The organism is Pseudalgibacter alginicilyticus (genome assembly GCF_001310225.1).
GTDB classification, from domain to species: domain Bacteria; phylum Bacteroidota; class Bacteroidia; order Flavobacteriales; family Flavobacteriaceae; genus Pseudalgibacter; species Pseudalgibacter alginicilyticus.
The window spans coordinates 250,195-276,410 of record NZ_CP012898.1 but is presented as its reverse complement, the minus strand read 5'-3'; the positions used below and the strand labels follow the sequence as shown (position 1 = coordinate 276,410).

9 protein-coding genes are annotated in these 26,216 nt (G+C 32.8%); all 9 read right to left on the bottom strand.

Annotation, left to right across the window (positions count from 1 at the left end):
- Window positions 1-396: 396 nt before the first annotated feature.
- Window positions 397-1,728, bottom strand: coding sequence for an L-fucose:H+ symporter permease (gene fucP, locus APS56_RS01025; RefSeq protein WP_054723946.1), 1,332 nt, complete (start codon window positions 1,726-1,728; stop codon window positions 397-399).
- 116 nt (window positions 1,729-1,844) lie between these two features.
- A complete protein-coding gene (locus APS56_RS01020) occupies window positions 1,845-3,194 on the bottom strand; it encodes a DUF1552 domain-containing protein (RefSeq protein WP_054723944.1) in 1,350 nt (449 codons plus the stop codon).
- Window positions 3,195-3,198: 4 nt separating this feature from the next.
- Window positions 3,199-7,176, bottom strand: a complete 3,978-nt coding sequence (locus tag APS56_RS01015; protein WP_054723942.1) for a DUF1592 domain-containing protein — start codon at window positions 7,174-7,176, stop codon at window positions 3,199-3,201.
- Window positions 7,177-7,696: 520 nt separating this feature from the next.
- Window positions 7,697-8,677, bottom strand: a complete 981-nt coding sequence (locus APS56_RS01010; RefSeq protein WP_054731053.1) for a PorP/SprF family type IX secretion system membrane protein — start codon at window positions 8,675-8,677, stop codon at window positions 7,697-7,699.
- A 34-nt stretch (window positions 8,678-8,711) separates the two neighbouring features.
- Window positions 8,712-19,346 carry a T9SS type B sorting domain-containing protein gene (locus APS56_RS01005; RefSeq protein ID WP_157757585.1) on the bottom strand — a complete coding sequence of 3,545 codons (10,635 nt, stop codon included), beginning with the start codon at window positions 19,344-19,346 and terminating at the stop codon, window positions 8,712-8,714.
- 431 nt (window positions 19,347-19,777) lie between these two features.
- On the bottom strand, window positions 19,778-22,240 hold the full coding sequence (locus APS56_RS16680) for a PorP/SprF family type IX secretion system membrane protein (RefSeq protein WP_082379215.1): 2,463 nt from the start codon (window positions 22,238-22,240) through the stop codon (window positions 19,778-19,780).
- Window position 22,241: 1 nt separating this feature from the next.
- Entirely contained in the window at window positions 22,242-23,681 is a 1,440-nt protein-coding gene (locus tag APS56_RS00995) for a T9SS type B sorting domain-containing protein (RefSeq protein ID WP_054723939.1), read from the bottom strand.
- Window positions 23,682-23,838: 157 nt separating this feature from the next.
- Entirely contained in the window at window positions 23,839-25,152 is a 1,314-nt protein-coding gene (locus tag APS56_RS00990) for a hypothetical protein (protein WP_054731049.1), read from the bottom strand.
- Window positions 25,153-25,374: 222 nt separating this feature from the next.
- On the bottom strand, window positions 25,375-25,821 hold the full coding sequence (locus tag APS56_RS00985) for a hypothetical protein (RefSeq protein ID WP_054723937.1): 447 nt from the start codon (window positions 25,819-25,821) through the stop codon (window positions 25,375-25,377).
- Window positions 25,822-26,216 lie beyond the last annotated feature (395 nt).

Sequence of the window (26,216 nt, the reverse complement as noted above, 5' to 3'; positions counted from 1 at the left end):
AGAAGACAAATTTAATTACACGCTATTTTTGTTTGAAAAAATAAAGGCTGTTTTATAACACACAGAGTAACTGGTGTATTATAAGTCGTTTTTATCTATTAAATAGTTGATATTATTTATGAATATTATAATGTTACAATTTATTCATCCAATGCTAATAAACATTTTATACTTCTAGGGGGTTATAACTAATTTATTTAATGATAACACTAATTGTCATTATATGCCTTTGACTCAAAATTTATGCCTAAACAACGTACTAAATACAGAACTATTATTAAACTCTGTTGCCTTCTGAGTTCTAAGGGAACAGAAATACTTACAATTTCTCTCACAAGTCATTTAGTTTTTTGTTTAAAATGAATCTGATTATGTATTAAAAACAAGGAAAAACATTTAACTTATAGCCACCTTACTTTTAATAAGCGTTGTATAACCATATAACGCAACTATAGCCAAACATAAAGCTGGAAGTATAAATGAAAAGTTAATTTCAGGAATATATCCTAAAAATTTCACGTCGGCAAAACCATCACCTCCCATGTCCAAAATAGCACCTTGAACAACTGGTAAAAAGGCACCACCCACAATAGCCATGACCAAACCTGCAGATCCTATTTTTGCTTCGTCTCCCATATTATTTAATGCGATACCATATATGGTTGGAAACATAATAGACATAAAAATAGAAATACCAACCAAAGATATTAATCCTGTCATACCTGGTAATGTAATAGCTCCAATAGCACAAAGAGCACCACCTGTTCCAAATATCATCAATACTTTTGAAGGATTTAAACGTCTCATTAAACCTGTTCCAATCCATCTTCCACTTAAAAATAAAATCATGGCAGCAATATTATAGTTTGTTGCGGTTAAACTCATACCTGTGACTTCATTTAAATTATCAACATATTGAAAAATATAAGTCCAACACATAATTTGAGACCCCACACAAGCTGCTTGCGCTAAAACACCTCCTAAGTAGGTTTTATTAGCAAATAATTTTTTGAATGAAGCAGATAAACTCATTTTTTCTTCAACTGGTGTTTTGGGAATTTTTGTAAAAAATATGACAGTCATAATTACCAAAACCAATACCCCTAAGCTAATATAAGGCACACTAATAACACCTAAATCATTCTCTCTAATAGCAGCCAATTCATTCGAAGCTAAAGCATTGTATGCTTCCACAGTATAATCATCAGACCGCAAGGCACTGATAACAAATACCTGAGCTATAATCATACCTGTTAAGGAACCTACAGGATTAAATGCTTGGGCTAAATTTAATCGTTGCGTAGCTGTTTCTTTAGCTCCCAAAGCTAAAACTAATGGGTTTGCTGTAGTTTCTAAAAAAGCAAGGCCACAAGTAATAACCCACAAGGATATTAAAAAGAAGTTATAATCTTCATATGCCGCTGCAGGATAAAACATAAACGCACCAATAGCATAAAGTGTTAAACCTAAAAGAATACCCGATTTATAGGTGAATTTTCTAATAAATAATGCTGCGGGTAATGCCATAAAGAAATATCCAAAATAAAAGGCAAACTGAACTAAAGAGGCTTGAATATTGGTAAGTTCAGGCATTACTTTTTTAAATGCTGAAACCATTGGGTTTGTGAGGTCGTTAGCTATACCCCATAAAGCAAATAATGATGTTATAATAATAAAAGGGAAAAACAAATCCTTGCTTACAATTGGAACTCTTTTTTGGTTACTCATAAATTTATTTTAGTTGGTTTTATAGTGCTTATTCCTCTTTAGTTTTTAATAAAAAAAATAACCGCGATTTTTATAAATCTGCGGAATATTTAAACATAACTAATAAATCAAAATAATTATGTAATTATAGATGGTAAACGACCTGTACTGTCTGCAAAACTTTCAGTTTCTATGCCTACCGCATTTAACATACTTACAAATAAATTGGATAGATGTATTTTTTTAGCATCAAATGTTTCATAGGAACCATGCTTTACTCCTAACTTGGAACCTCCAGCAAGAATCAACGGGCAGTTGTTAGCGTTATGTGTTGAACTACATGGGCTCCCATATAATATTAAGGTATTGTCTAATAACGAACCATGCTCATCAAAAGTATTTTCCATACGATCTATGAAGTAAGCAAATTGCTTAGACAACCATTGGTCATATTTCCCTAAACGCTCTTGATACCCCGATTTTCTATCATGTGTCATACTATGGTGTCCTCCTAAATTTAAAGCTAATTTTGGAAAGGCATCACCAAAGCCCATACCGTCTTCACGGGCCATCATGTAAGTTGCTACACGAGTTAAATCTGTCTGAAAAGCAAGAATCATTAAATCCATGGTAGAGCGTAAATATGATTCAGGATCTACTGTAGCGTCAACATTTAAATTTATATGAGATGCATCAAATTCTTTCATGGGAACATCCAGCCATTTTTCATTGCGTTTTACTTGCTCTTCCACTCTATTTAAAGATGACATGTATTCATCCAATTTAGACTTATCATTAGCCCCTAATCGCTTTTTTAAACGTTTGCTATCCTCCAGTACCAAATCAACAATTTTTTTATCTTGTTGTAAACTTTTACGACGTTCTATAGAAGTTGAACCTCCAGTTGGTGAAAAATAACGTTCAAATATTTCACGCTGACGATGCTCTGCTGGAATGGCTTTTCCTTGGGCATCAAACGATAAAGTTGAAGTCCTAGATTTATACCCCACACCTCCATCTGTAGAAAGTATTAAAGAAGGAATTCTTGTGTATTTATTAAGTTTTTGGGCTGCAATTTGATCAATAGAGATTGTATTTAAATACTTATCCCCACGTAAATCTCCTCCCGTTAAAAATGTGTCTCCAGCCATATGACCTAACACATTCCTACTATTGGGGTGACTCAACCCACCTAATATGGACATATTTTTTCTATAAGGCTCTAAGGGCGATAATGAATTTGTTAGCTCATAACCTGTTCCCGTTTTATGAGGAAACCAATTCCATTCCTTATGTTTGGAATTTTCACCTTCAGACATACTAACACCGTTTGGAAAAGATAAGAAACAAAGCCGCTTTGGTGCAAAAGGTTCATAAAAATTAGTAAGTGTCCCCATTCCCATACATTCTAAATATGGAAGCATGCAGGCTGCACCTACACCTTTAATAAAACTTCTACGATTTAAATGCCATGATTTTCTACTCATAATGTTAGTTTTTTGCTAATCTATTATCAACTTTATTGGTATGTTTTGAAAAAGATTCACTAAGTATAATTTCCTCAATAACCGACTGAAATTTAAAATCCTTTGCCTTCACTTTTTCTACAATAGTATTCAGTTCTTTTTCATCAGAAAAACTAACATCACGCCCTAAAGCATAAGCAAATAAATGTTCTACAAGTGATTTTGTAAAAGCATCTTTCTTTTTTGTTAATATATATTCTTTTATCCCTTTAATACCTTCTACTTCTGTTCCATCTGGCAGTATTGATTTGGAATCAATAAGACTGCCTTTAAACTTTTCGTGAAATCTACCTACTGCATCATAATTTTCAAAAACAACACCATAAGGATCTATTTTTAAATGACAATCAATACAAGACGCTTTATTTCTATGTAATTCTAATTGCTCTTTTAATGTTAGGTTTTCAAAACCAGGAGTTTCAGGATCCAGCTCTGGAACATTTGGTGGTGGCGGTGGCGGTGTATCTCCTAATATTTTCTCTTTTAACCAAACAGCACGTTTAATGGGATGCGCATGAACACCATCTGAATGCCCTGTTAAAAAAGCTCCTTGTGACAATAAGCCTCCTCTATTTTTCTCTCTTGGAATACTTACAGGCCTGAAATTATTTCCAATAACGCCATCAATCCCATAAAACTCTGCTAAATTTTGATTTAACATTGCAAAATCTGAATCAATAAAGTTTAAAATACTTTTATTTTCATCTAAAACATAATAAATAAAATTATAGGTCTCTTTAGCCATATCTTGCTTTACAAATCGTGTAAAATCCGGATACATATTCATATTGGCACTCATGCCATTTAACCTATCAATACGCAACCATTCGTAAGCAAAAGCTTCAATCATTTTTAATATTTTAGGACTTTTTATCATCCTAGAAACTTCGTTTGATAACTCTTTATTCAATACTCCCTTTTCCGCTAGTTCTATTAAAGTATCATCTGGTGGCGAATTCCATAAAAAATAGGCCATTTTGGAAGCTAACAAATATTGATCATTGGATTTTTTTTCTTTAGAATTATCCGACTCCAATAAATATAAAAAATTAGGTGAACACAAAATTGCAACTAAAACTTCTTTAACACTATCTTCATAACTATTAAAGTTGTCTTTTGTAGATTTCCAAAACTCCATATAACGCTCTAACTCCCCTTCTATTAACGGACGTCTGAAAGCTTTTTCCATAAACGACTTTAAAACTTCAGCTGTATAAATCTCATAATTTTGTTTATTTGGAGAATCAAAAAATATAGTTGTGTGACTTTTTGGAGGCCAAACAGGATGGTAAGGAGCTTCAAGCTCTATAGATTTTACTAATAACGCAGGTCCATTTTCTCCTTTGTTTTTGACTAAATGATTGTTCCAAAGACCAACAATCATGGTATTTGCAAAAATTTCTGTTTCAACAGGGTCAAAAACAGGAACTGGCAAATTTTCTAAACGACCTGTAAATTCAAATGTTTTAAAATCGCCTACATCTGAAGTAACTTCTTTTGTTGGCCCAAACGTACTATAATCCATGCCATCATCTGTTCGGGTTCCTATAAAAGTCTTTATTGATGGAATTAAATCTTCATATTTCTCTTGATTTTTTGCTGCTTCCGATTTCAGAATTTTAGTTAATTCACTATCTTCATCTAATGGTGTAATTCTAATTTCACTAAAACCAACAAAAAAATCACCCCCTATTCGTAATTTATAATCTCCCTTTTTTAAGTATGCTAAAGTCACAGGAGTGACTATCTGTTGTTCATTTTCCTGCTCTTTAGAAAATTTTAAACGCTCTTGAATTTTATTAAAAGTTCCTATTTCTAATAAAAAAGAAGGCATATTTTCCATAGCTACAAAAGGATGAACAAAATCTACTTGATAAAATCCATCAGAAGGAATTGTTAATTTATAGCGAGCAGAAGTAAATGCATCAATTTGAGACGGCACTAATGACACATTATCTTTGAGTAAAAGATTAGTAAGTTGTGTAGCATCTGAAGCTAGTAAATGTATGGTTTCAGAAGACAGAATGGCTGGCTTGTTTTCTCGTAATTCAATAAGTCCTTCTTTTAATGTAATTGCATTTCCTTTTGATGCTTCAACTCTTAAAACAAAATTTCCTGATTTAGGGTAATTATTTTTAATTAAAACCTTAGCATTTGGAGATGGTCCTTGCCATGACTTTGGAGGCACATCTTTATGTGGTAATGCCGAATACAAAACAAGACCATTTTTTTCAATACTATATCTATCACTTGCAGAACCTCTCATATCAACACCTATTAACTTTTTTATGGTATCGTCTACATCTATGTTTTCTCCTTGTTCACTTAGAACATCAACTGTAAAATCTTCTTTTTTAACAGCTGCCGATTGATAACCTCCATACTCAGCTGCTTCTTTTCCTTCTCCAATACCAGCACCAAATGTGATTTTATATTTTTTTGTTTCAGGCTTTTTTCCTGTTACTATCGCTTCATTTAAAGCTTCACGTGCTATTTTTTGATAATAATCAATGTGCAATGAAGATATTTGGAGAATGTCACCATTATTAGTAAAGCCCATTTTTGACTTGCCATCATCAGGTAACACATTTCCAAAATTTATTGGCAAGTCTAATAATTGATTCAATGAATTTGTGTATTGAGATTTAGTAAGCCTTCTTGTTACTTCTTTATTAGTGGCACTTTTAACATCTGCGGCAAGGTTTAAAGAATTTGTTACCCAATCTACTACCATTCTTCGTTCTTCAGTTGTTAATTGTGGCTGTTTCTTTGGGGGCATTTGTCCTGCATTAATTTCATCAAGAGCTGAGTACCATTTTTCTGCATCTCCACCATGTACCATATCCCAATTTAAAATATCTAAGCGGATGTTTCCTTTTTGTTTGCTTGACCCATGACATTCATAACAGTATTTTTGCAATATAGGCTGAACGTCATTAACATACTTTAAAGCCTGGGTAGGCATTTTAACGTTTGGATCTAATTTAGGCAATACCATGGTTAATGCCTCTTCTTCCTTAGCTTTTTCTTCTTCTGCGAGCTTAATTTCTTGATCTTTAATTTCTGGACTAATTTCATTTAAAGAATTTGTAATCCAATCTATAATGTTTTTCCTTTCTACTTCTGTTAACTGTTTTTCATCTTCAGGAGGCATATTTCTGTTTACAACCTCATCTAATGCAATTCGCCAATGCTTAACATGCTCTACCTTTTTCATATCCCAACCTAAAATATCTAATCGGATATCGCCTTTTTGTTTGTTTGCATTATGGCAATCAAAACAATATTTAGTCATTAATGGTTGAATGGTATCTGCAAAAGTTAAGGCAAGTTGAGATATAGCACCTTCTGCTGATTGTTCTTTAATTGAAGACACCATACGTTCTGCTTCTGTGGCTTCAACTCCCAAAAAAGATTTCATACCTAAAGGCATGTCTTTTGTTAAATAATTTGAACCATGGGTTAAAGACCCACCGTAATGACCTGCAAATGAAAGTAAAATAACATTTATTAATAATAAAAATTGATAGACTTTAATCTGTTTTGTTGATTGTGTATAAGCCCATAACCGAAACACCAATAACCAAATGCATAACAATGCTGTAGCCAACCCCAACCATTTATGAAATGATAACACCTCTTCATTATAACCTCCACTTGAAGCAAGAAAAAAACCAAAAACGACTGCAGGCACAACACTAATAGCCGTAAACCAGAGCAATATTTTACTTCCGTTGTCTAAATTTAATTGTGGCTTTATAAGATTTACTAATTCTAAAACAAGTACACCTATTAATGCTCCTATAGGTATATGAAGAATTAATGGATGAAAATTTCCAAAAAACAAAACAATATCATTACGTCCTTCAGGATTTAAAGGAAATACAATGAGTGATAATAAAATCAAAGTGAAAATGCTAGCTATAGATACTGTTAATTTCATAAATAAAAATCATACAGTAATTACCTGCATGTAACTTATAAGTTTAATAATTTTGATTGGCAAAATTCATTAAATAGAATTTTAATTATATGCTCAAATTAATCAAATACATGCTCTATTTGTTTATTTTCACTAAAATATCTATATAATCTGCTAAATTTCCTTAAAAAAATGTTAAATGAACTCACTTAGGTTTATGTAGTAAAAAGTAGGCTTAAAAACACTGGGCTTGCAACAAAAAGTTGGACAATTAATTGCGAGATTTAAGCAGCTACATTTTGGTTATACATTTCTGTTTCAAATTCGTTAATAGTTTTATACCCCAAAGTAGAGTGAATTCTTCTTTTATTGTACCAAGTTTCTTTCCAAGAAAAGATGGATAGTTCTTCTTTTTTACTATAAAAAATTAAAATAGACTTGATAAAAAAATGATTGATTTATGTATAAAAAAAATCATCTAATTAAAAATAAAAAGATGATTTTAATATCTTGAAAAAAAGTAATTAAAAAAGAGCAATCACTAATGTATTGGACTCTGAGTACATGGACAGTTACTGATTCCTTGTAAAAAGTTTAATCCTATAGTAACAACGTGTGTTCCTGAATTATACCCAGACAATTCATTTGTAGTGACTTGGTAAGCATATCCAAAATAAAAAATAGATTTTTGAAATCCTACCATAGGCCCTATATTCAAAGGCTTTAAAAATTGATCATTTAAAAAACGATAGGATATCCCTGCCCAAAAATAATCTTCTTTTCTATCAAATTTTCTAAATTTAAAATTAACATCAGTACTAGAACGGTTATCACTACTAAACATTTGATAGAAAACTGAAGGTTCAAATTCCAAACCGCTTTTCTTAGGTCCTCTAAAAGTATAACCAGAATACAATTGATAATTCAAAATCAAATTAGGTTCGGCTCTTCTAATATCCTCATCAATGTTTTTATTTAAAATATTATTAGCATTAAAACTTGCAAAAAAACCTTTAAACCTATACAACACACCAACATCAAAATTGTTATTAGATGTCCTTCTATCATCCGTTATGTATGAATTACTTATTGGTGAGCTATCCCCATTAGTAAAATTATTAGTATCTACTCTAAAGTTATTAATATTATAAGACAACCCCAAAGATAAATACTGCTTGGAGTAATAATCCAAAATTAAATGGTGGGCAAAAGAAAATTTAGCCCCTGTTTGAATGGTGTTTCCATTTTTATCATTATAAAATGATAAACCAACACCACTACGATCAGCAATTCTAACATCACCATAAATAGATTGATTATCTGGTGCGTCTTTTATCCCTACCCACTGCGTTAATGCATTGGCTCGTATTTTTAAATTGTCTCCAATACCAGCGTACGTTGGGGAAACTACAAAGTTATTATCTGCCAAGTATTGTGTAAATACAGGTAAGTTTAACTCTTGACTATAGCTATCAGCCATAACAAAAAGAAGCAGGTATATGATAGATTTTCTTATTTGCATAATTCTTAATTTAGAAATTTTTACCACTATTTTTTTATCTATAAAGTGTAAAGTGTCCAACAAAATCTCGGTCATATTTCTCGTCATTTAGTTTCAAAATATACCAATAATCACCAGTTGGTAATTCTTTTCCATTGTATCTACCATCCCATTTTTCATCAACTTTTAAAGTGGCTATTTTTCTACCATATCTATCAAAAACATCTACCGTTAGCGCTTTGTATTGCGAAGTACATCCTGGACCCCATCCTTCTGTATTTGGAGTAAAATAATTAGGGATACATACATCAATAAACTCAAAATATCTGGTAGCTGAAGCCACACACCCATTACTGTCAGTAACTGTTACAGTATAATCTCCAGAAGCATAAATAAGAAAGGTATTTGTATCTACATAAGGCTCACCATTTATTGCATATTCATAAGTCCCTGTTCCTCCTGTAGCAACAGCAACAATTTCATTTAGTTCACCATCTTCTAAAACAAGTTGTAATGGATTATATTGAGCAATATCAAAAAGTTCTGTTCTTTTAATACAGCCATTAGTATGTCTTACATCTATATAATGATCTATTCCTGGTGCCACATCAATAAACACATTACTAACTTGATAAGGACCTCCATTTAATGAATAATCTAAATCTGAAAGGTTTAATGTAGTATCATCTACCTTTACGGTAACGGTGTTTGTTGATAAATTATTGATACACCCAAATTCTACATCTACTTCCGACTCTATCAATACAGATTCAGGGAACGTAATATTCCATTCTGACTCACAACCTAAAGCATCAACCACATACACAATGTGATCTCCTCCAACTAACCCTGTAAAATCAAATTGAGTTTGGGTTATTCCTCCTGTTAAATAAGCACCATTATCATCATCTAAAGCAACGCTGTAAGGCATGGTTCCTCCTGAAATATCAATACTAAATTCACCGTTTTCATCACCTTGACAGATTTCTGGAAATATTGAATTAGGTACTATATTTACCATAACAGGTGAAGGCTCTTCAATCTCAAAATCAATTAACACAAAACACCCATATTCATCTTGAGCCATAGCTTGATATATTCCTGGAGATAAATTTTCAAAAATTGATGTTTCAAAAAACTGATTTAATTGTGGTGAAATGGCGTATCTTATTTCTCCTGTTCCACCAGAAGCTGTAATTTCTAAACGACCATTATTTTCACCTGAACAGGTTACATCTGTAACTGTATGAACAAGTGATAATGCATTAGCTGGTTCCGTGATTGTAATTTGTTCACTTACTCCAGAACAATCATCACTATCAACTTGTACTTGATAAGTTCCTGCGGGAAGGTCTGCAAAAACACCTGGACTACTTTGGATAGGTGCTGGTAAAATATCCGTTCCAGTTTCATCCTGTAATGTATAAATATAATTACCTAAACCACCGGATGCCGTTGCTGTAAAAGCTCCCGTCATATCTCCTGCACAATTAATAAATGAATTTATCACCTCTAATTCAACAGTTACATCTGCAAGCGGATCTATTGTTATTTGATTGGATACACTTGCTGTACAACCATTGGTATCTCTTACATAATATTGATACGTTCCTACTGGTACTTGAAACGTAGTAGATGTTGTAAATGTCCCTAAAATTGAAGCAAAGGAAGCTGTTTCACTATACTCATAATCTCCTGTACCGCCAGTCGCACTTAACGTAATTAAAGATTCTACTTCACAAGTTTGAGATGTTTCTAAAACTAAAGCTGCTTTTACTTGATTTGGTTCTTCAATAATAATATCATCTGAAGTGCTACTACAATTATAACCATCAGTAACAGAAACATTATATGTTCCCGCAGGTAAACCATCAAATATATTTGAAATTTGTGGCCCTGAGCTACTAACTGTTGGTGCAAGACTATTTAATGTATATGTATAATTACTTCCTTGTCCTCCTGTTGCATTTACTGTTATTCTTCCATCAGTATCTCCAAAACAATCTAACATAAGAGCATCTGGCACAAGTGTAACTACTATTGGTGGTGGATTTACTAAACGAACATCTATTGTAGCTATACAACCTCTTCCATCCTCAACACTAACAATATAATCATCTTCAACTAAACCAGTAAAGTTAAATACATCTCCAAAAGGAACAATTACAGTTCCACTTGCAGTGGCTAATTGATATTGGTAAGCACCTGGCCAACCTCCAGTAGCTGAAACAGAAATGGAACCATCATTATTACCGCTTACACAAGTAATTTCTGTATGTGTTTCTGTTATTGCTAAAGCTTCTGATGGCTCTGATATAGTAAAGTTTTTTGCTACCGTACAAAATGGAGTATTAGTTAAAGTAGCTGTGATTGTATATATTCCAGCAGTTAATCCATTAATTGTAGCTGGACCAGCATTTAGTATGGTACCACTTGTAACAGGGTTTCCTAAACTATCCTCAATAGTATAATCAAAAGGCCCTGAATTATCTGTAGGTGTAGGTGTTCTATCAACAAATGTAACATCAACACTACCGTTATTATCACCAAAACAGGTAACATCTACAACCGAGTCAATAGTAAGATCGAATGTATTTGGATCATTTACATAATGTACTGTTTGAAGCGTACAATTTGTATCTAAATTTGTAACTATAATAGAATAATTTCCAATTGGTAATCCAGTAAACACACCTGTTGCATTCGTAGCAGAATATATACCTCCTAGCGTACCGCTTGCATCTATATCTTCAACAACAAATTCTAAATTAGTAGGAGTTGGTCCTGTACTTGTTACAGATACGGTAATATCCTCATCATTAGTACATGTTATATCAGTATCAACCACAACACTTAAAGTTTCTAAAGATGTAAAAGGCGTAATAGTTTCTGTAGTAGTTCCTAAGCATCCTTTGTCATCATATACATTTATAGTATAAGTCCCCCCAGAAAAGTCAGTTTCTGTATAAGTTGTTTGAGGGCCAAACTGTAAGATAGTCCCTCCTTTAATAAACTCATAGTTTGTATAAGTTCCTGAACCTCCACTTACTGTTGACACACTTATTGATGCATAGTTTACAGCATTTAAGCCTGCAGAACAGGCATATTCTACAACTGAAGTGGCATCTATAGTTATTGCAACGGCTTCTGACACTACAACATCTTCTGTAGCAATACACCCTCTACCTGAGTTTACTTGTACGGTATAAGTACCTGCACTTAAACCTGCAAATACATTCGAAGTTTGAGGACCAACCGCAGAAGCTGCTGGTGCTGTAATTTCGTAAGTATAAATTGGGTTATCATTAGTTACAGGTAATGTTACCGTAATCGTACCATCATTTCCTCCGTTACAAGTTACATCTGTCGTACTCGTCGTAAAGGTTACTGGAGTTGGTGGTATTAAAGTAACAATTACCTCGGTATTACATCCTGTTGATGTATCATTAACCCTAATAGTATAAGTGCCATCTGCCAATCCTGTAAAAATATTAGACGGTTGGGCAGCTACTACAATAGGTGAAATTATTTCATAACTATAATTCCCTGTTCCTCCATAGGCTGTTACAGATATTTCTCCATCATCGGCATAACAAGTTGCTAAAGCATTAATTTTAGACGTTAAACCTAAAGGCTGTTCAATTTCAACTGTTACTAGATTTCCACAACCATTAGCATCTTGAACTTCAATAGTATGTGTTCCTGACGATAAATTGTCAATAGTAAAAGGGGTCGTTCTTACTTGAAAAGCACCACCATTGATACTAAAACTATGTGGGGTAATACCTGAAGTAGGTAAAGTTACATCTATTGAAAAATCACCTTCTGCAACATTACATTGAGTATTTACAGAAGCAGCAACCACAGGAGTTGGGTCTTCAACAACCGTTTCTGTACCAGATACAATACAACCATATGCATCTTTAACATATATATAATAAGTCCCTGCACCTACATTAAAAACACTTGTAGAATCCCAATTAGCATCTGTTGCCGCTGGTGCCGTTGATGATGTTGTTAATTGATAAGTATAAGGTGCTGTACCATCTTTTCCTATAGCACTAATAACACCAGAGTCTGGATTACAATTAGCATTTTTAGTTATTGAAGTAGAAATTGATAGAGGAATAGCTGATTCTGTAATATTAAAAGGTGTTTCTGTTACCGCATTACACCCTTCATTATCAGCGCCTACTCCTTCAGTTACTACTACTATATAATTACCAAATGGCAGCGGTCCTAAATCTGTTACAGACAAAGTACCACTTGCGGGGACTACCCCTACACCTGAAACACCTACTATGGGCGCCAATGTTAATGAATTCAATACCTCATAGCTAACATTGGTATCTGTAGCATAAGTACTCGTTATATCAAAACTAACATTACCATCTGCACTGCCTTTACAAGTAATATTGTTTGATGTTACTGCATCTACAATCAACTCAGAATTGGTTTCCACAGCTATATCAGCAGTTTCATAATAATAACACCCTGTATAACTATCATAAACAATGAATGTATAGGTAATTCCTGGTATTAAATTATCAAATGTTGTTTGTCCGGGATTCAAAGGGTCTTCAGCTTGCCATTCTACTCCCGGATAAGTCATTCCTAGTCCTGTATAAATAGCAAAATAATAAGGCCCCGAACCTGCTAAAGGTGTTCCTACAGATATCTCTGCTGTTCCTCCTGTTAAACAATCTACAGCGACAGTATTAATGTTAATTTCCAAATCATCTGGTGGAGATGCCACCAATACATCTTGAACTATTTCAGAACAACCATTGGCATCGGTAATAATAATTTCATACAAACCAAAATCAACCACTTCAACAAATTGAGTACCCCCTGTTTGCCCTGTAAACGCTTCATCTATTCCATTTCCTGTTATATGATATGTATAATCATGTGTTCCGCCGATTACACTATTTATCGTTATTTTACCTAAAGACTCTCCCGTTATCTCATTACATGTAATAGGATCCACATCATAATCTAAAACTAAAGGATCTGGTTCGGTAATAGTTATGGTTTCGGTATCTTCACAAGACTTGTCATCTGTTAAGGTTACAATATATTCACCAGCTGGCAGGCCTGATGTTTGAGTACCGTAATCTGTTGAAGTGGTATTATTATATACATTTATAGTAAATGCTGGCGTACCCACTGTATTGTTGATATCTACTAGAATGGCAGCATCACTACCTCCATGACATAAAATAGATTGCACTTCAGTTACTGAATTAATTTCTGGCAAGGTTAGTACGTTTACAGTAGTTACTGTTGATAAAGCTTCACACCCTTGTGCATCTGTAATTTTAAATTGATATGTACCATCATTTGGTGTTGAGTATGTAAATGGCGTACCTGCTGATCCTAAAGATGCAAACGCAGCTCCATTTATTGAAACTTCATAAGTATAAGGTGCATAACCTCCTGAAATAGTCCCTGTAATTACAGCATCAGGAGAAACTGTACAGTCTAAATCTTTTGTTAAAATGGTACTAACCAGTAATTGTTCAGCAATAGTTTGTGTTGCCAAATCAAACTCACAACCATTAGCATCTCTTACTGTTATATCATAATTTCCTGGTGTTAAATTATCAAACACATTGCTCGGTCCAAACGAACCACCATTAATACGGTATTCATAAGGCGTTTGTCCTCCTGAAGCCAAGACTTCAAGTGTTGCGCCATTATTTATATCATAACATAAATCTGAGGTTGTTTCAATAGTTGCCGTAGGAGGTGACGGGTTTGTTAAACTTAATAGTGAGGTTGCAGTACATCCATTACTATCTGTAACCCTTATAACATAATCACCTGTACTAACGTTCGTTAAAACACCATTTTGAGGAAAATCTGAAACAAGATTTAATGTTACATCATCTAATAATTCATAAGTATAAGCAGCAGTACCTCCTGTTCCTGTTGCAGTAATAGTTGCTCCAGTAAGACATGTTGCTGGTGTTACATCAACATCCACCCCTAAAGAAGTAGGTTCTGAAATTGTTGGTGTAAAACTATATTCGCAACCTGTAGATGTATCGTCATAACGTATTAAAACATCATAAGTACCAGCTGACAATCCTGTAATAGTATATGGTGATGTTGTTTGCGTAATCCAATTAACACCATTATCTATAGAATATTGATAACCATTTGTAGCATCAAAATTTTGAGCTGCTATTACAATTGTACCAGTATTAGCACCAGTACAAGTAACATCACTATATCCTGTTATTTCGGCTGTAAAAGCATTTCCTGAATTTACAAAAAATGGAAACTCAACTTGAGTAGTACATACTTCAGGGAGTTGAAACACCCTGATATCATCAATCGCCACATCATTTCCATTAGTTTGTTGCACATTAGACCTTACTATAAATTTTAAACTTGTATTTGAACCAGGATCTAAAGTCATTGGTGTTTTAGGATAATTTTCCCAAACTTGAGATTTTGGAATTTCTCCAGTATTAAATGAAGAAATCTCTGACCCAGATCCATCCACTAATGCTACTGTTAAATTTGGATCATACTGATTACCAGATTTCAGCAAGTTCATAGCAAAAAACTCTACATTTATTGGTTGATTAGGAATAATATCATTAATCATTTTTTCATATAAAATTTCAGTTGCAGGAATAGTAGCTCCAATATTCACTACCAAATACCTACCCTTTGGAGTTGGAGGGGTTGTTTGTGGTGTATGATCTACAGGATTCATCCAGCTACCAAAAGGACTTACAATATTTGCTGTAACAGAATAATCTCCATCATTAATACTAATACTATTTTTACATTGGGTTGCTGCCACCTGACGTTCAAAACAGTAATAAGTTGGATTTATTCCAGGTGACGACGTATCTTCACCGTATCCAAAAGTTTCATATAATAAATTACTATATGTTGGCACTGTAGATAAAACATACTCAACAGTGATGGTATGAGAACCTTCTGGCACATTTAAAAACGTTTTAGGGTCAGAAGTATTTGGATTTTCAACACCATCTAAAAAATAATTATAAGTAAAAGAATCACTACCCGGATTAGTTATCGTTACCGTAGTACCAGCTGTACCATCGCAATTAAAAATGGGATCATCCACTGTAATGGTTGGTGCTACTGGCTCAGGATTTAAAACAATATTTGGCATAGAGTAAATACATCCATTAGCATCTCTGATATATAATGTATAATTTCCAGGCATAACAGTTGCCTCGTTAGTTGTTACCCAAGTTGCTTGATTATCAAAACTATACTCATATGGATTCGGTCCTGAAAATGGAGTTCCCCCTTGCGGATTGGTGATACGTATTTTACCTTCGCCTGAAGGGCCGCAGCCTGCTAACTCTGAAACGCCACTTGAAGCTGTTAAAGTTTCATCAGGTTGTGTTATAATTATTTCCTGAGCAGTACTAAAACACTCATAACCATCTATACTATACTTAATAATAGTTTGATATGTACCAGCTTCTAAATTAGAAAATATTGGTGTTGCACTATATGATGCACCATCATCTATACTGTACTCAATGGCATAACCATTTGCATCAGTAACATTAAACTCTATTTCTCCAGCATTTGAACCATAACACAATAAATCTATTGAATTAACAGTAAAGTCAGGTATATCCATTTGATTTACTGTAATGGAAGTTTCGGTTGTACAATTATTAGAATCTACTACCGTAATATCATAAACTCCTGAAGTTGTTACTACAATTTCTGGTTCCGTTTGAAATTCTGTACTACTATTAACAAAATAAAAATATGGTGCCGTACCTCCTACTGGGTACACTGTAATCTCTCCATCTGTACAAGTTATAGGTTTGGTAAGAGCTGACGTTGCTGTTAATAAATCTGGCTCAATTATTTCAATATCATCAGTAAAGGCACAACCATCTTCAGTAGTAACATCTACTGTATAGATTCCTGGGTTTAAATTTTCAAATACATAATTTCCATCTACAATCAAGCCTGTACTATTTACTACTGTAGCGCCTTGGGAAATAGTAAAAGTATATTGAGGACGTGCATCATTAGCTGCCAAAATTATATTTCCCTTATCTCCATTACAAAATGGCTGTTCAATAATTTTTGAAACTGTAAAATTACGCTGTCTTATTTGAACATCTGGTACAGTAAAAATACAAGGATTGGGACTTACATTTTTCTGTTTAACATATACTGTATATACATCTGGGGTTGAAATTGAAAACACATTTTCATCTTGATAGTTCACACCATCAATACTATACTCATATCCGCTCGGTACACCTCCAACAGTTATTTCTCCAAGAGTTGTACACACAATATCATGTGAAGAAACCGTAGGTACTAATAAATTGGTATAAACATTAAAATAAAATTGATTAAAACATCCTCCTGAATAATTTAAGGTCAACCTATATTGTCCCGAAGTATCTACTAAAAAATCAGGTCCTGATCCAACCGGAACCCAGGCACAAGTATCTCCTTCATTGGCACAATCTTGATTAACTACTGCGGTACAACTCGATTCATTTAATTTTTCCCAAATCATGGAAGAAGTATCAGAAATACCTGTTTGAATCAATCTGGTATCATTGGCTCCACACATAAAAATATTTGGCAATTTTTTTCCATCATTAGGACAAGTAACCACTTCATCTGCGTAGGGTAAAACAGGATTATCAACTGTTGTTCCAAATCTCTTAACCTCAAATATTTGCTGTGAAGATTGGCAAGGAGCTAAAGCTGTGTTATTCACATAATATGTACCTATTTCTGTCACGGTTATGCTCTGTGTATCTCCAATAACTGGTGTACCTGTTGGGCTTGTAGACCATGAATAAGAATCATAGCCATCACCAGCTCTTAATTCAGTACTTGCTCCACATAATATCACTTCTTCTTCAAAAATACAATCATCAAGGTCTGCTAAAAAATTTGTTGCTGCTGGTGTTATTAAGCAGCCAGTATTAGTGCTATAGCTGGGATCGTCTGAAATAGCAAAATCTGAATTAACGGTTCCGTTATAGGTAACATAAGCCTGATTACTAACAATATTATCACAAGCATCATTTAATAAACTACATGAGGTAACTACAGAAACCTTAAATCTAATTTCTTTTACAGGATCATTTTGTTTTACAACATTATCATCTACTGCAAAAATTATTTCTCTATTTATTGGATCATAGCTTTGTATTGTTACACCACTTGGCAGTGCTTCTAAATCAGTAGAAATATCAAAATCAATATTATTTGGCAGTATATCTCTTATTATTAAATTTTTAGCATCATCATTTCCTGTATTCTGAAAACCAATCACATAGTTTAACTCATCACCAAGATTAACTACTGCATTACTTATATCATTACCATAAGGATCTTCAACAATTTTAGTAAGTGTGATTTTAGGCTCAATAATTTCAACTGAAAAAGTTGCTAAAAAAGCACCATAACCATCGCCACTTGTTGTTAATTTCAAATCTCCATCAGTTGCGTCATTTGGCAAAACAATATTACCTGGGTTAGGTAATTTAACATCATTAATGTCCAAACCTAATGTATTTGTACTGGCAGGATTTCTGTTAAGAACATGAACCCCATTTCTTGTAATTCTTGAATTAAAGAAATTAGAACTTGAATTTAACGCATCACTAATTCGTGTAAAAGATCCTGATGTACTCGCTTTAAATTGAAAAGAATCTCCACTAAGACCAATATCGCCTTCCAAAGCAGCAACCCCTAAATTAGCATTTACAGGTAATGGCGATGGAAGTGTTTGAAATCCAGAAATTGGAATAGGAAGTTCCGCACCACTTTTCACCCCCGCATAACCATCAAATAGTGTAATAAATTTACTAGGAAGTGTTGGACTTTCATAAACAACCACTAAGGTCCAACCAGCTGAACAACCTCCAATTCTCTTTCCTCTAGTTGCTCTTACATTTGCCACCGTATATTCTCCATTTGATTCCGTTAAACCTTGTAATAAACCTGTTACATTTTTATAACAAATTATAGGAGAATCCTTGAATGAATTATTAATATTGGAATAATCATAACCATCAAAAATAATATCGTCTTCCTCACCCGAGGGGTCCGGATCATTATCCGCCACTAAATCTATAAAACCACCTGTTGGCAATTTAAATTTAATTTCATTCCAATCATCATACCTTTGCGTACCCCCAAAGCTACTTCCATCACCAATTTCATTTGGATATACCGATGCCCAGTATAACCCAGCATATAATATTTTTTTACAAGAATTATCTATATCTAAGTCCGCACTACTTGAACTAAAAATATTAGGATCGCCCCCACTAGCCACATTTACATAAACCCCTTCATAACTATTATTATTACTACTCCCTGTATATGGAAGCGACAAACCTTTAGCTGTTATAATTTGATTCCCAATTAAAACAACATCTCCTTTTACTTTTATACTTCCACCTGGCAATCTAGGTGTGAATGGAGCTGCTACTTGAGCAACACTTATAAATCCAATTAAAAATATTATTGAAAAAATTAATTTGTTAATTACTCTTTTCGGTTGATAAAAAGAATTATCGGTTGACAAATGCTTTAATAATAATTTATGAGAAACTAATACTTTAAGCGACTTATCTGATTCACAAAATAAATGATATAAAAATGAGCATATCAGTTTAAAAAAAGTAGTTTTTTTCATAGTAAGGATATTTAGTCTTTCTTCTCTATTAGGGCTTATAAAAAGAAAAGACACTTAGGATTAACTTTAGTAAATAAATTTATAATATATAAGTGTATTCTTTCAAAAAAATGCATTTCATCCGATTTTAATGTTTTTCAACGTGTAAATATCGTAAAAAAAAATGAAAAAATGAAAACAGAAACAATAATTAACACTATTCAACGTTAAATATTTCCTTTTATCTAAAAATAATAATATATATGTAAGTAATTAAATACAGTTAGTAGTTTTTGATAATTTTCTTAAATATTTGATGAAATTATGAAGAAAACTGAAGTATAAAATTTTTAAAAAAAAGGCAGAACAGATTGAATGATACACTCTGTTCTGCCTTTATTAAAAATTTATTTTTTTAGATAAAAAATGAGAGGTAGCAGCAGCAACAACAATTAATTTTCTATTTTAACCATAGACATCCTATCGTTATATGGGGCACTCTCCTTAGATTCCATTGCTTGTCTAGCAGCTTCTACATCATTAAATTTATTGTAGTAAATGAAATACTTACTTGTATTTACATCATAAAAGAAGTCTATATTAGTCTGACCAAGAGATACTGCTTTGGTTAAAAACTCATCTCTTTTAGCAACATCACTATGCACCGCTAAAACTAAATAATAGCCGTTTTCAACATTTTTAACATCCTTTAAAATTTGAATGTTTTTATTTTGTTCTTCTCCAAAATCAAAATCTTCAACACTTAATGGCTCAGAGCTCTGTGGAGTAAACTCTTGTATTTGCTTTAAAGCTGCTCTATCCTTCACATAGCGGTCTTGCTCATTATCATATGCAGCACGTTTTATACGTCGTTTTCTTTCAAAATCAGTTGCAATTTTGATACTTTCTAACTCTGAAACTAAGTTTTGTTTTATCCTAATTACTTCAGACTGATCTGCTTTTAACTCTTCAATTGTTTTTAAATAATAAGCGTTTATTTCGTCATTTTTATTTGGCAACTCCTTGATTCTAGCATTGTATAATTTTTCTAACTCTGCTATCTGGGTACCTTGAGATTCTAAAACGTTATCAATTTCTTCTTTTAAAGACTCCAATGCTGCATTTTCTGCTGTAACACTTTTAAATGCTTTTGGCGCACTAAAAATACCCTGTTCGCTCAAATCATTTTCTTCTTTTAAATCTTTAAGATCTTGTTCTTTTATAGCAACAGATTCCGTCAATCTTTCTATCAATTCCTGCTGAATTATTCTTGAATCTTCAGTGGATTTTGCTAAATCACTCATAGCTCTTGATGCTGCATCAATGGGCTCAGGAACCACACTATTAGACACCTCTTCTGTTTTAACTCTTTCTGACTCTGCTAATTTAGCTTGCGCTTCCTCAGCTGCTTTTGCTGCTGCCAATTGTTGAGCTTCTTCTTCTAACTTAGCCTTAGCCTCTTCAGCCAATCGTAATCTATTTGCTTCTTCAGCTTTTAATCTTGCTTCTTCTTCTGCCTTTAACCTTGCTGCTTCTGCTAACTTAGCTTGCGCTTCCTCGGCTGCTTTTGCTGCCGCTAATTGTTGAGCTTCTTCTTCTAGCTTAGCCTTAGCCTCCTCTGCCAATCGCACTCTATTTGCTTCTTCAGCTTTTAATCTTGCTTCTTCTTCTTCTGCCTTTAACCTTGCTGCTTCTTCTAATTTGGCTTGATTATCTTCTTCAATCTCAATAGCTGCTTCTGTTTCAGGAACTGATGCTACTTGCACTTTCTCCTGAACTAAGGCCTCTCTTTCTGCTTTTACCGCCTCTACCAACTTAGCTCTATCAGCCGCCTTGGCTTTTGCTTTTTCTTCCGCTTCAGCTCTGGCTCTAATTTTTGCCTCAGCTATAGCTTGTCTATCTACATTTCCAGTATTAGTTACCTTTCTTTTAGCTACTGCGCGGTTTGTCTTTTTCTTAGGAATAATAAAAGCTTCCTCATCATCATCTCCACTGTAATCATATCTGTATTTATTTTTAAATTTATAGGCTAATGTAATATCATGAGAACTCCCGAAATTAGAAAAAGCATCTATACTTTTTTCATAATTATATTCTAAAGCAATTTGGGAGCTTATATTAAAACCTACTCCAGCTGAAAATCCATAAAGCGTATTATATCCTGCTTGTGCCCAAATACCTTTAGGAACCGTTAACATTACTATTCCAGAAATAACAGTTATATCATTTTTAAATTCCGATCTAACTAAGCTTGAAAACTTACTTTCATCAAAAAAACCTCGGCTATCAACATACCCCGTATACATAATATGTCCTTGAATACTTTGCTCCGGATTGTCCTCAAGCATCTTTGATGTTTTTAAATTATATGAGACTATGTTATTTAAAGACACCCCAAAGTCAAAAAAACCAGTACCATAATTAATACCAGGGTTAACTGTAATTATAGAATTAGTAGGGGTATTATCTAAAGAAGCATCTGACACATCTCCAATTAACCTACCTGTATTCAAACCACTTTGATAAAAAGCTAAATTCATACCAAAAGTTAAATTACTATCTCGGTTCAAGACTGCATTATAGGCATAGTTTAGTACACCTCCAAAGGTTGTTAGTACACCGTAATTTTGCTGAAAAAAACCAACTCCCATTCCTGAGTTTTCTTTAAATCTACCAGAATAACTGAACAGATATGTTTGTGGTGCATCATCAAACTGCATCCACTCTCTTTTATTAGAAAAACTGATGTATTTATTTTGCTGTCTTACAAAACTAAAGGTAGGATTAACTACATATTGATTAAATTTTAAAGAATTTCTGACAGGTAGATTAAGGGCAACAACACCATCCTCTTGTGAAAAAGACACCTGTACAAAACAGAAAACCAATGCTATATGTAGTATGTTTTTCAGCATTTTATTTTATAACCGTTATTGATCCTTTTTTTGTTTTTTGATCTTGAGTTGTAATGATGTAATAATAAACAGGATTTACATCTTTAAAATCCAAGGTGCTTTCTGGCCAATTATTTTGATAATTATCAGTTTTAAAAACGATGTTACCTCTATAATCAAATATTGTAATTTCTGTATTTGTTCCACTTACATATTCTTGTGGAATTATCCATTTCTCATTTTTAGAATCACCATTTGGACTTATAAAATTGGGTATATTATTTACATTTGGAAATTGCTCACTAACACTAAAAATATGTTCAACAGATGCTAAACAACCTGTTGTTTGAGAGACAACTACGCTATAATTTCCTGCCTGTGTGGCTTCATAACTGTTAGTAATCTCTCCCGAAATGGTATTTTCATTATAAAACCATTCAAACTCTGGATTAATAGCATCTGTAGTAACCGTAACAACCAAAGACTCACCTTCCTCTACATAATTAATCTCAGGCACATCCACCTCGCTCATAAAATCTATATTTCTTAAATCTATACTTGCACTAGCTGAACAACCTCCTAAATCTATATTTACTGAATAAATTCCAGACACATTCGTTTCATATGTTTGAGTTGTAGCTCCAGAAATTTCAGCTCCATCTTTGAACCATTGAAAACCATTACCAGCACCCACACTCAATACAGTCGCTCCATCACTAGGGCAAAAAGGATTTCCTAAACTAGAGGTAATTTCTGTTGTTACGGTTCCCGAAGTTGCTTGGCTAATAGTTACTCTATTTGAAAAAGAATTGGATGTACAGGTACCGTAGTTGGTTTCTGCAAAATAAGTTCCTGGCTCATCTACAGATAAACTATTTCCTGAGGCAACAAAAACAGAAGTGGTTGGACTTGTTTCTTTATACCAATTAAATGTAAGAGCTGGATATTGTAATGGCGAATCATTCATATCATCACCAGGGTTATCAATTGTTAACAAATAACTTCCTCCTGAACAATAAACCCCTGTTTCTATTAAATTATTGATTGAAAATGGCGAATCCTGAATTTTATAATAAGCCGGAAACCCATTAGAATTTCCACTTAAAGCTATTGGATCTGTACTTTTAACTCTAATTTTATAAGCCTCACCAGATGCGGTATCTGGTAATTCAAAACTTAAAGTTGCAGGAGAAGCCGTTACACTTCCTGTTGTTGAACTAAATACTGTTGTAGGATTTGAAAAACTTCCTGTTTCATCAGAAAGCTCTAAAATAAACTGATTTGAAACACCTAATTCTGCTTCTGAAAAAGTGAATGTTACATAATATGTATTAAATGAAGGACTTGCACAAGCTTGCGTAAAACCCAAACTAGGCTTCCCTATAATCATTTGAGCATTAACAATTTGAGAGAAACAAAACAGAACAAAAACAGCAATTTTAATACGTAAAAAATTCTTCATTCAATATTATTTACATTAATAAACAAATTCTTCTCAGATACAATAATCATCATTCTTTTTATAGTAATAGAAATTATTCTAACACATAAAATTCAAACAATAAATTATGATTTACTTATAGTTATATTAAGTTTTGCTATTTATGATTCTATTTTTTTTAATCCCGATCAACATCATTTGATGCTATAATTTTATTGATACGCAACCTGAAATCTGGTCGTTTCTGGTTTTTCAAATCTATAAATGTTTCAGAATTATCACTTTTAGAATACACATTAAAAAAAGCACTATTTCCATACCAGTTTTCCAAATCGTCATTATTAGAATAATTATCAACAAAAATATTTCCATTACAATTATTGAAATACATAGATGTAAACCTTATTTTTTCTAAATTTTCCTGATTGATAACAATATTTTCATCATACAAAACAGCTGGATTAAACCCTGAAATAACACTTTTACTCATGTCAAGCGAAGCATTTTGACCAACATACACACCCTCATTTACTAAACCTTTGTCAATATCTGCCTGCACATCATCACTATCATTCAACAAGGTTAAATTTTGAGCAATTACAGATGTTCCTTTCTTGGTAAAATCTACCTCCTCCTTTTTTTCATAGGAAATAACCTGTAAACATCTAGACCGGCTACTACTAGAAATATATGGAGACCGAACAGCTAAAGAGTTTAGTAATTTACTTTGAGCTCCTAAATTAAATTTAAAATCATTTTGACTAGATTTATATGAAACCGCTTGATGTAAATCAACATTTCCACCCCAGATATCAAAAGAATTCCCAGCAGAGTAGCTTACCATAATATTTTCTAACACAGTTTCATTTCCTACTCCAGCCAATAACAAACCACTAAAATAATCGGTAGTATTAATTCTATTTCCTGCATATTCTATACGTACACAACGTAATATACCTGAATTACTTAAAGGATTTTCACCACCATAGTTTGAATTTTGATATATGGTTGAATTAGGTTGTGAATAATAAGAAGCTACAGATCCATTTCCAAACTTATTAGTAGGCGCATTACCTAATATTATTATTCCTCCCCAGTCACCTGGTCTCTTTACACTTCTATTTGAAGTAAAAACAATAGGATCTGTTTCCAAGCCATTTGCAACTATTGCTGATCCTTTTGTAATTGTTAGAGAACCTTTAGTTTTATAATCCCCAATAATTACTGTACCAGGCTCAATAGTAAGCGTTGCTTCATTGGTAACAAATACGTTTCCTAATAAAAGATATACATCCTTCTTATATAACTTGGTGTCTTCAGAAATAGTTCCTGCCAGAATCTGTGTAGGTTCACCATAGTCTTCTTGATTTGGTTTAAATTGTGTCCAATTATTTAGCCAGTTATCGGCTCCTATAATCCCTTTTTCTTGTTGGGCAAAAATATGACCTGTTACAAAAAGAAATATGAAAATGATTTGGGTAAAATTTTTCATAGTCAAAATATTTACTGTTAAAACAAAATTTGTTTTATTCTTATGAGTGTCCAAAAATAGAAAAAATTCCATGAAATACCAATTTTTTCGTTAAAATACATTTATCATATGGTTTTGATAAAGATAATAATCGACGAACGACATCATGTTATATAAAAAATATTAAAATTCACAGATTAAATTATTAGGAAAAATCCTATTTTAAAGTAATTAAATTCACAGTTAATGAAACTCACTATATTCATGTAATGATTTCATTGTTTCTTCATAAAATAAAATAGCCGATATTAAATTATTTGTGTCTGAATAGGGCAAAATTCTATTTTGGAATTCAACGGTGCTTTTAATAAAGTCATCGGTTGCTTCAAATTGATCATCTAAAGCTTTTCTATTATCACTATCATTAGGTATTCCTAAAGTAGTCATTGTAACCCCTGGTTTAGTTGCAAATGCTATATATGGCAATAATTTAACAAGACTTTCAATTCGCTCTTTATACAGTTCTAACAACTCTCCTTTTTGCATACGGTCTAATTCCTCTTTATTGTGATATTTTTTTATTGCAACATTATCACTAATAATACTCTTAGGCTCATTCTTTTTTTGAGCATAACCAACTCCCATTGCTAAGAAAAAGCTAAAACTTAATAAAATAATCTTCATTTTCATGTGTACGATTTTAGGGTTTGAAAAAACAAATTTATGCAATTAATCGTAAAAAACAAGCGTTTTGTCGAATATTTAATAAAATTTATGAATATTAAATATTTACAGTTATCAAAATTAAATTACTTAAAACAATAAGTACGTATAACTCCTCAACAACAAACAAGTACAACTCTGATTATCAATCAAGTAAAACCGTATAATTACAAGATTTGAGAGAATGTTTTGAAATAATTAAAAGTATGTAAAAAAACAGATTTTTTAAACCAACTATAAATAAATGTATGCGGAAATGATTATTAAGTAGATTTTATAAAAACCATTAATACACATTCAACCACTAACACTAAAGACAAAAAGCCAGAATATTATTATATTCCAGCTTTTTATTGATTTAA

Excerpts from the sequence above, each read along its gene's own strand:
- fucP (WP_054723946.1), bottom strand. The coding sequence starts at position 1,728 with ATGAGTAACCAAAAAAGAGTTCCAATTGTAAGCAAGGATTTGTTTTTC.
- APS56_RS01020 (WP_054723944.1), bottom strand. The coding sequence starts at position 3,194 with ATGAGTAGAAAATCATGGCATTTAAATCGTAGAAGTTTTATTAAAGGT.
- APS56_RS01015 (WP_054723942.1), bottom strand. The coding sequence starts at position 7,176 with ATGAAATTAACAGTATCTATAGCTAGCATTTTCACTTTGATTTTATTA.
- APS56_RS01010 (WP_054731053.1), bottom strand. The coding sequence starts at position 8,677 with ATGCAAATAAGAAAATCTATCATATACCTGCTTCTTTTTGTTATGGCT.
- APS56_RS01005 (WP_157757585.1), bottom strand. The coding sequence starts at position 19,346 with ATGAAAAAAACTACTTTTTTTAAACTGATATGCTCATTTTTATATCAT.
- APS56_RS16680 (WP_082379215.1), bottom strand. The coding sequence starts at position 22,240 with ATGCTGAAAAACATACTACATATAGCATTGGTTTTCTGTTTTGTACAG.
- APS56_RS00995 (WP_054723939.1), bottom strand. The coding sequence starts at position 23,681 with ATGAAGAATTTTTTACGTATTAAAATTGCTGTTTTTGTTCTGTTTTGT.
- APS56_RS00990 (WP_054731049.1), bottom strand. The coding sequence starts at position 25,152 with ATGAAAAATTTTACCCAAATCATTTTCATATTTCTTTTTGTAACAGGT.
- APS56_RS00985 (WP_054723937.1), bottom strand. The coding sequence starts at position 25,821 with ATGAAAATGAAGATTATTTTATTAAGTTTTAGCTTTTTCTTAGCAATG.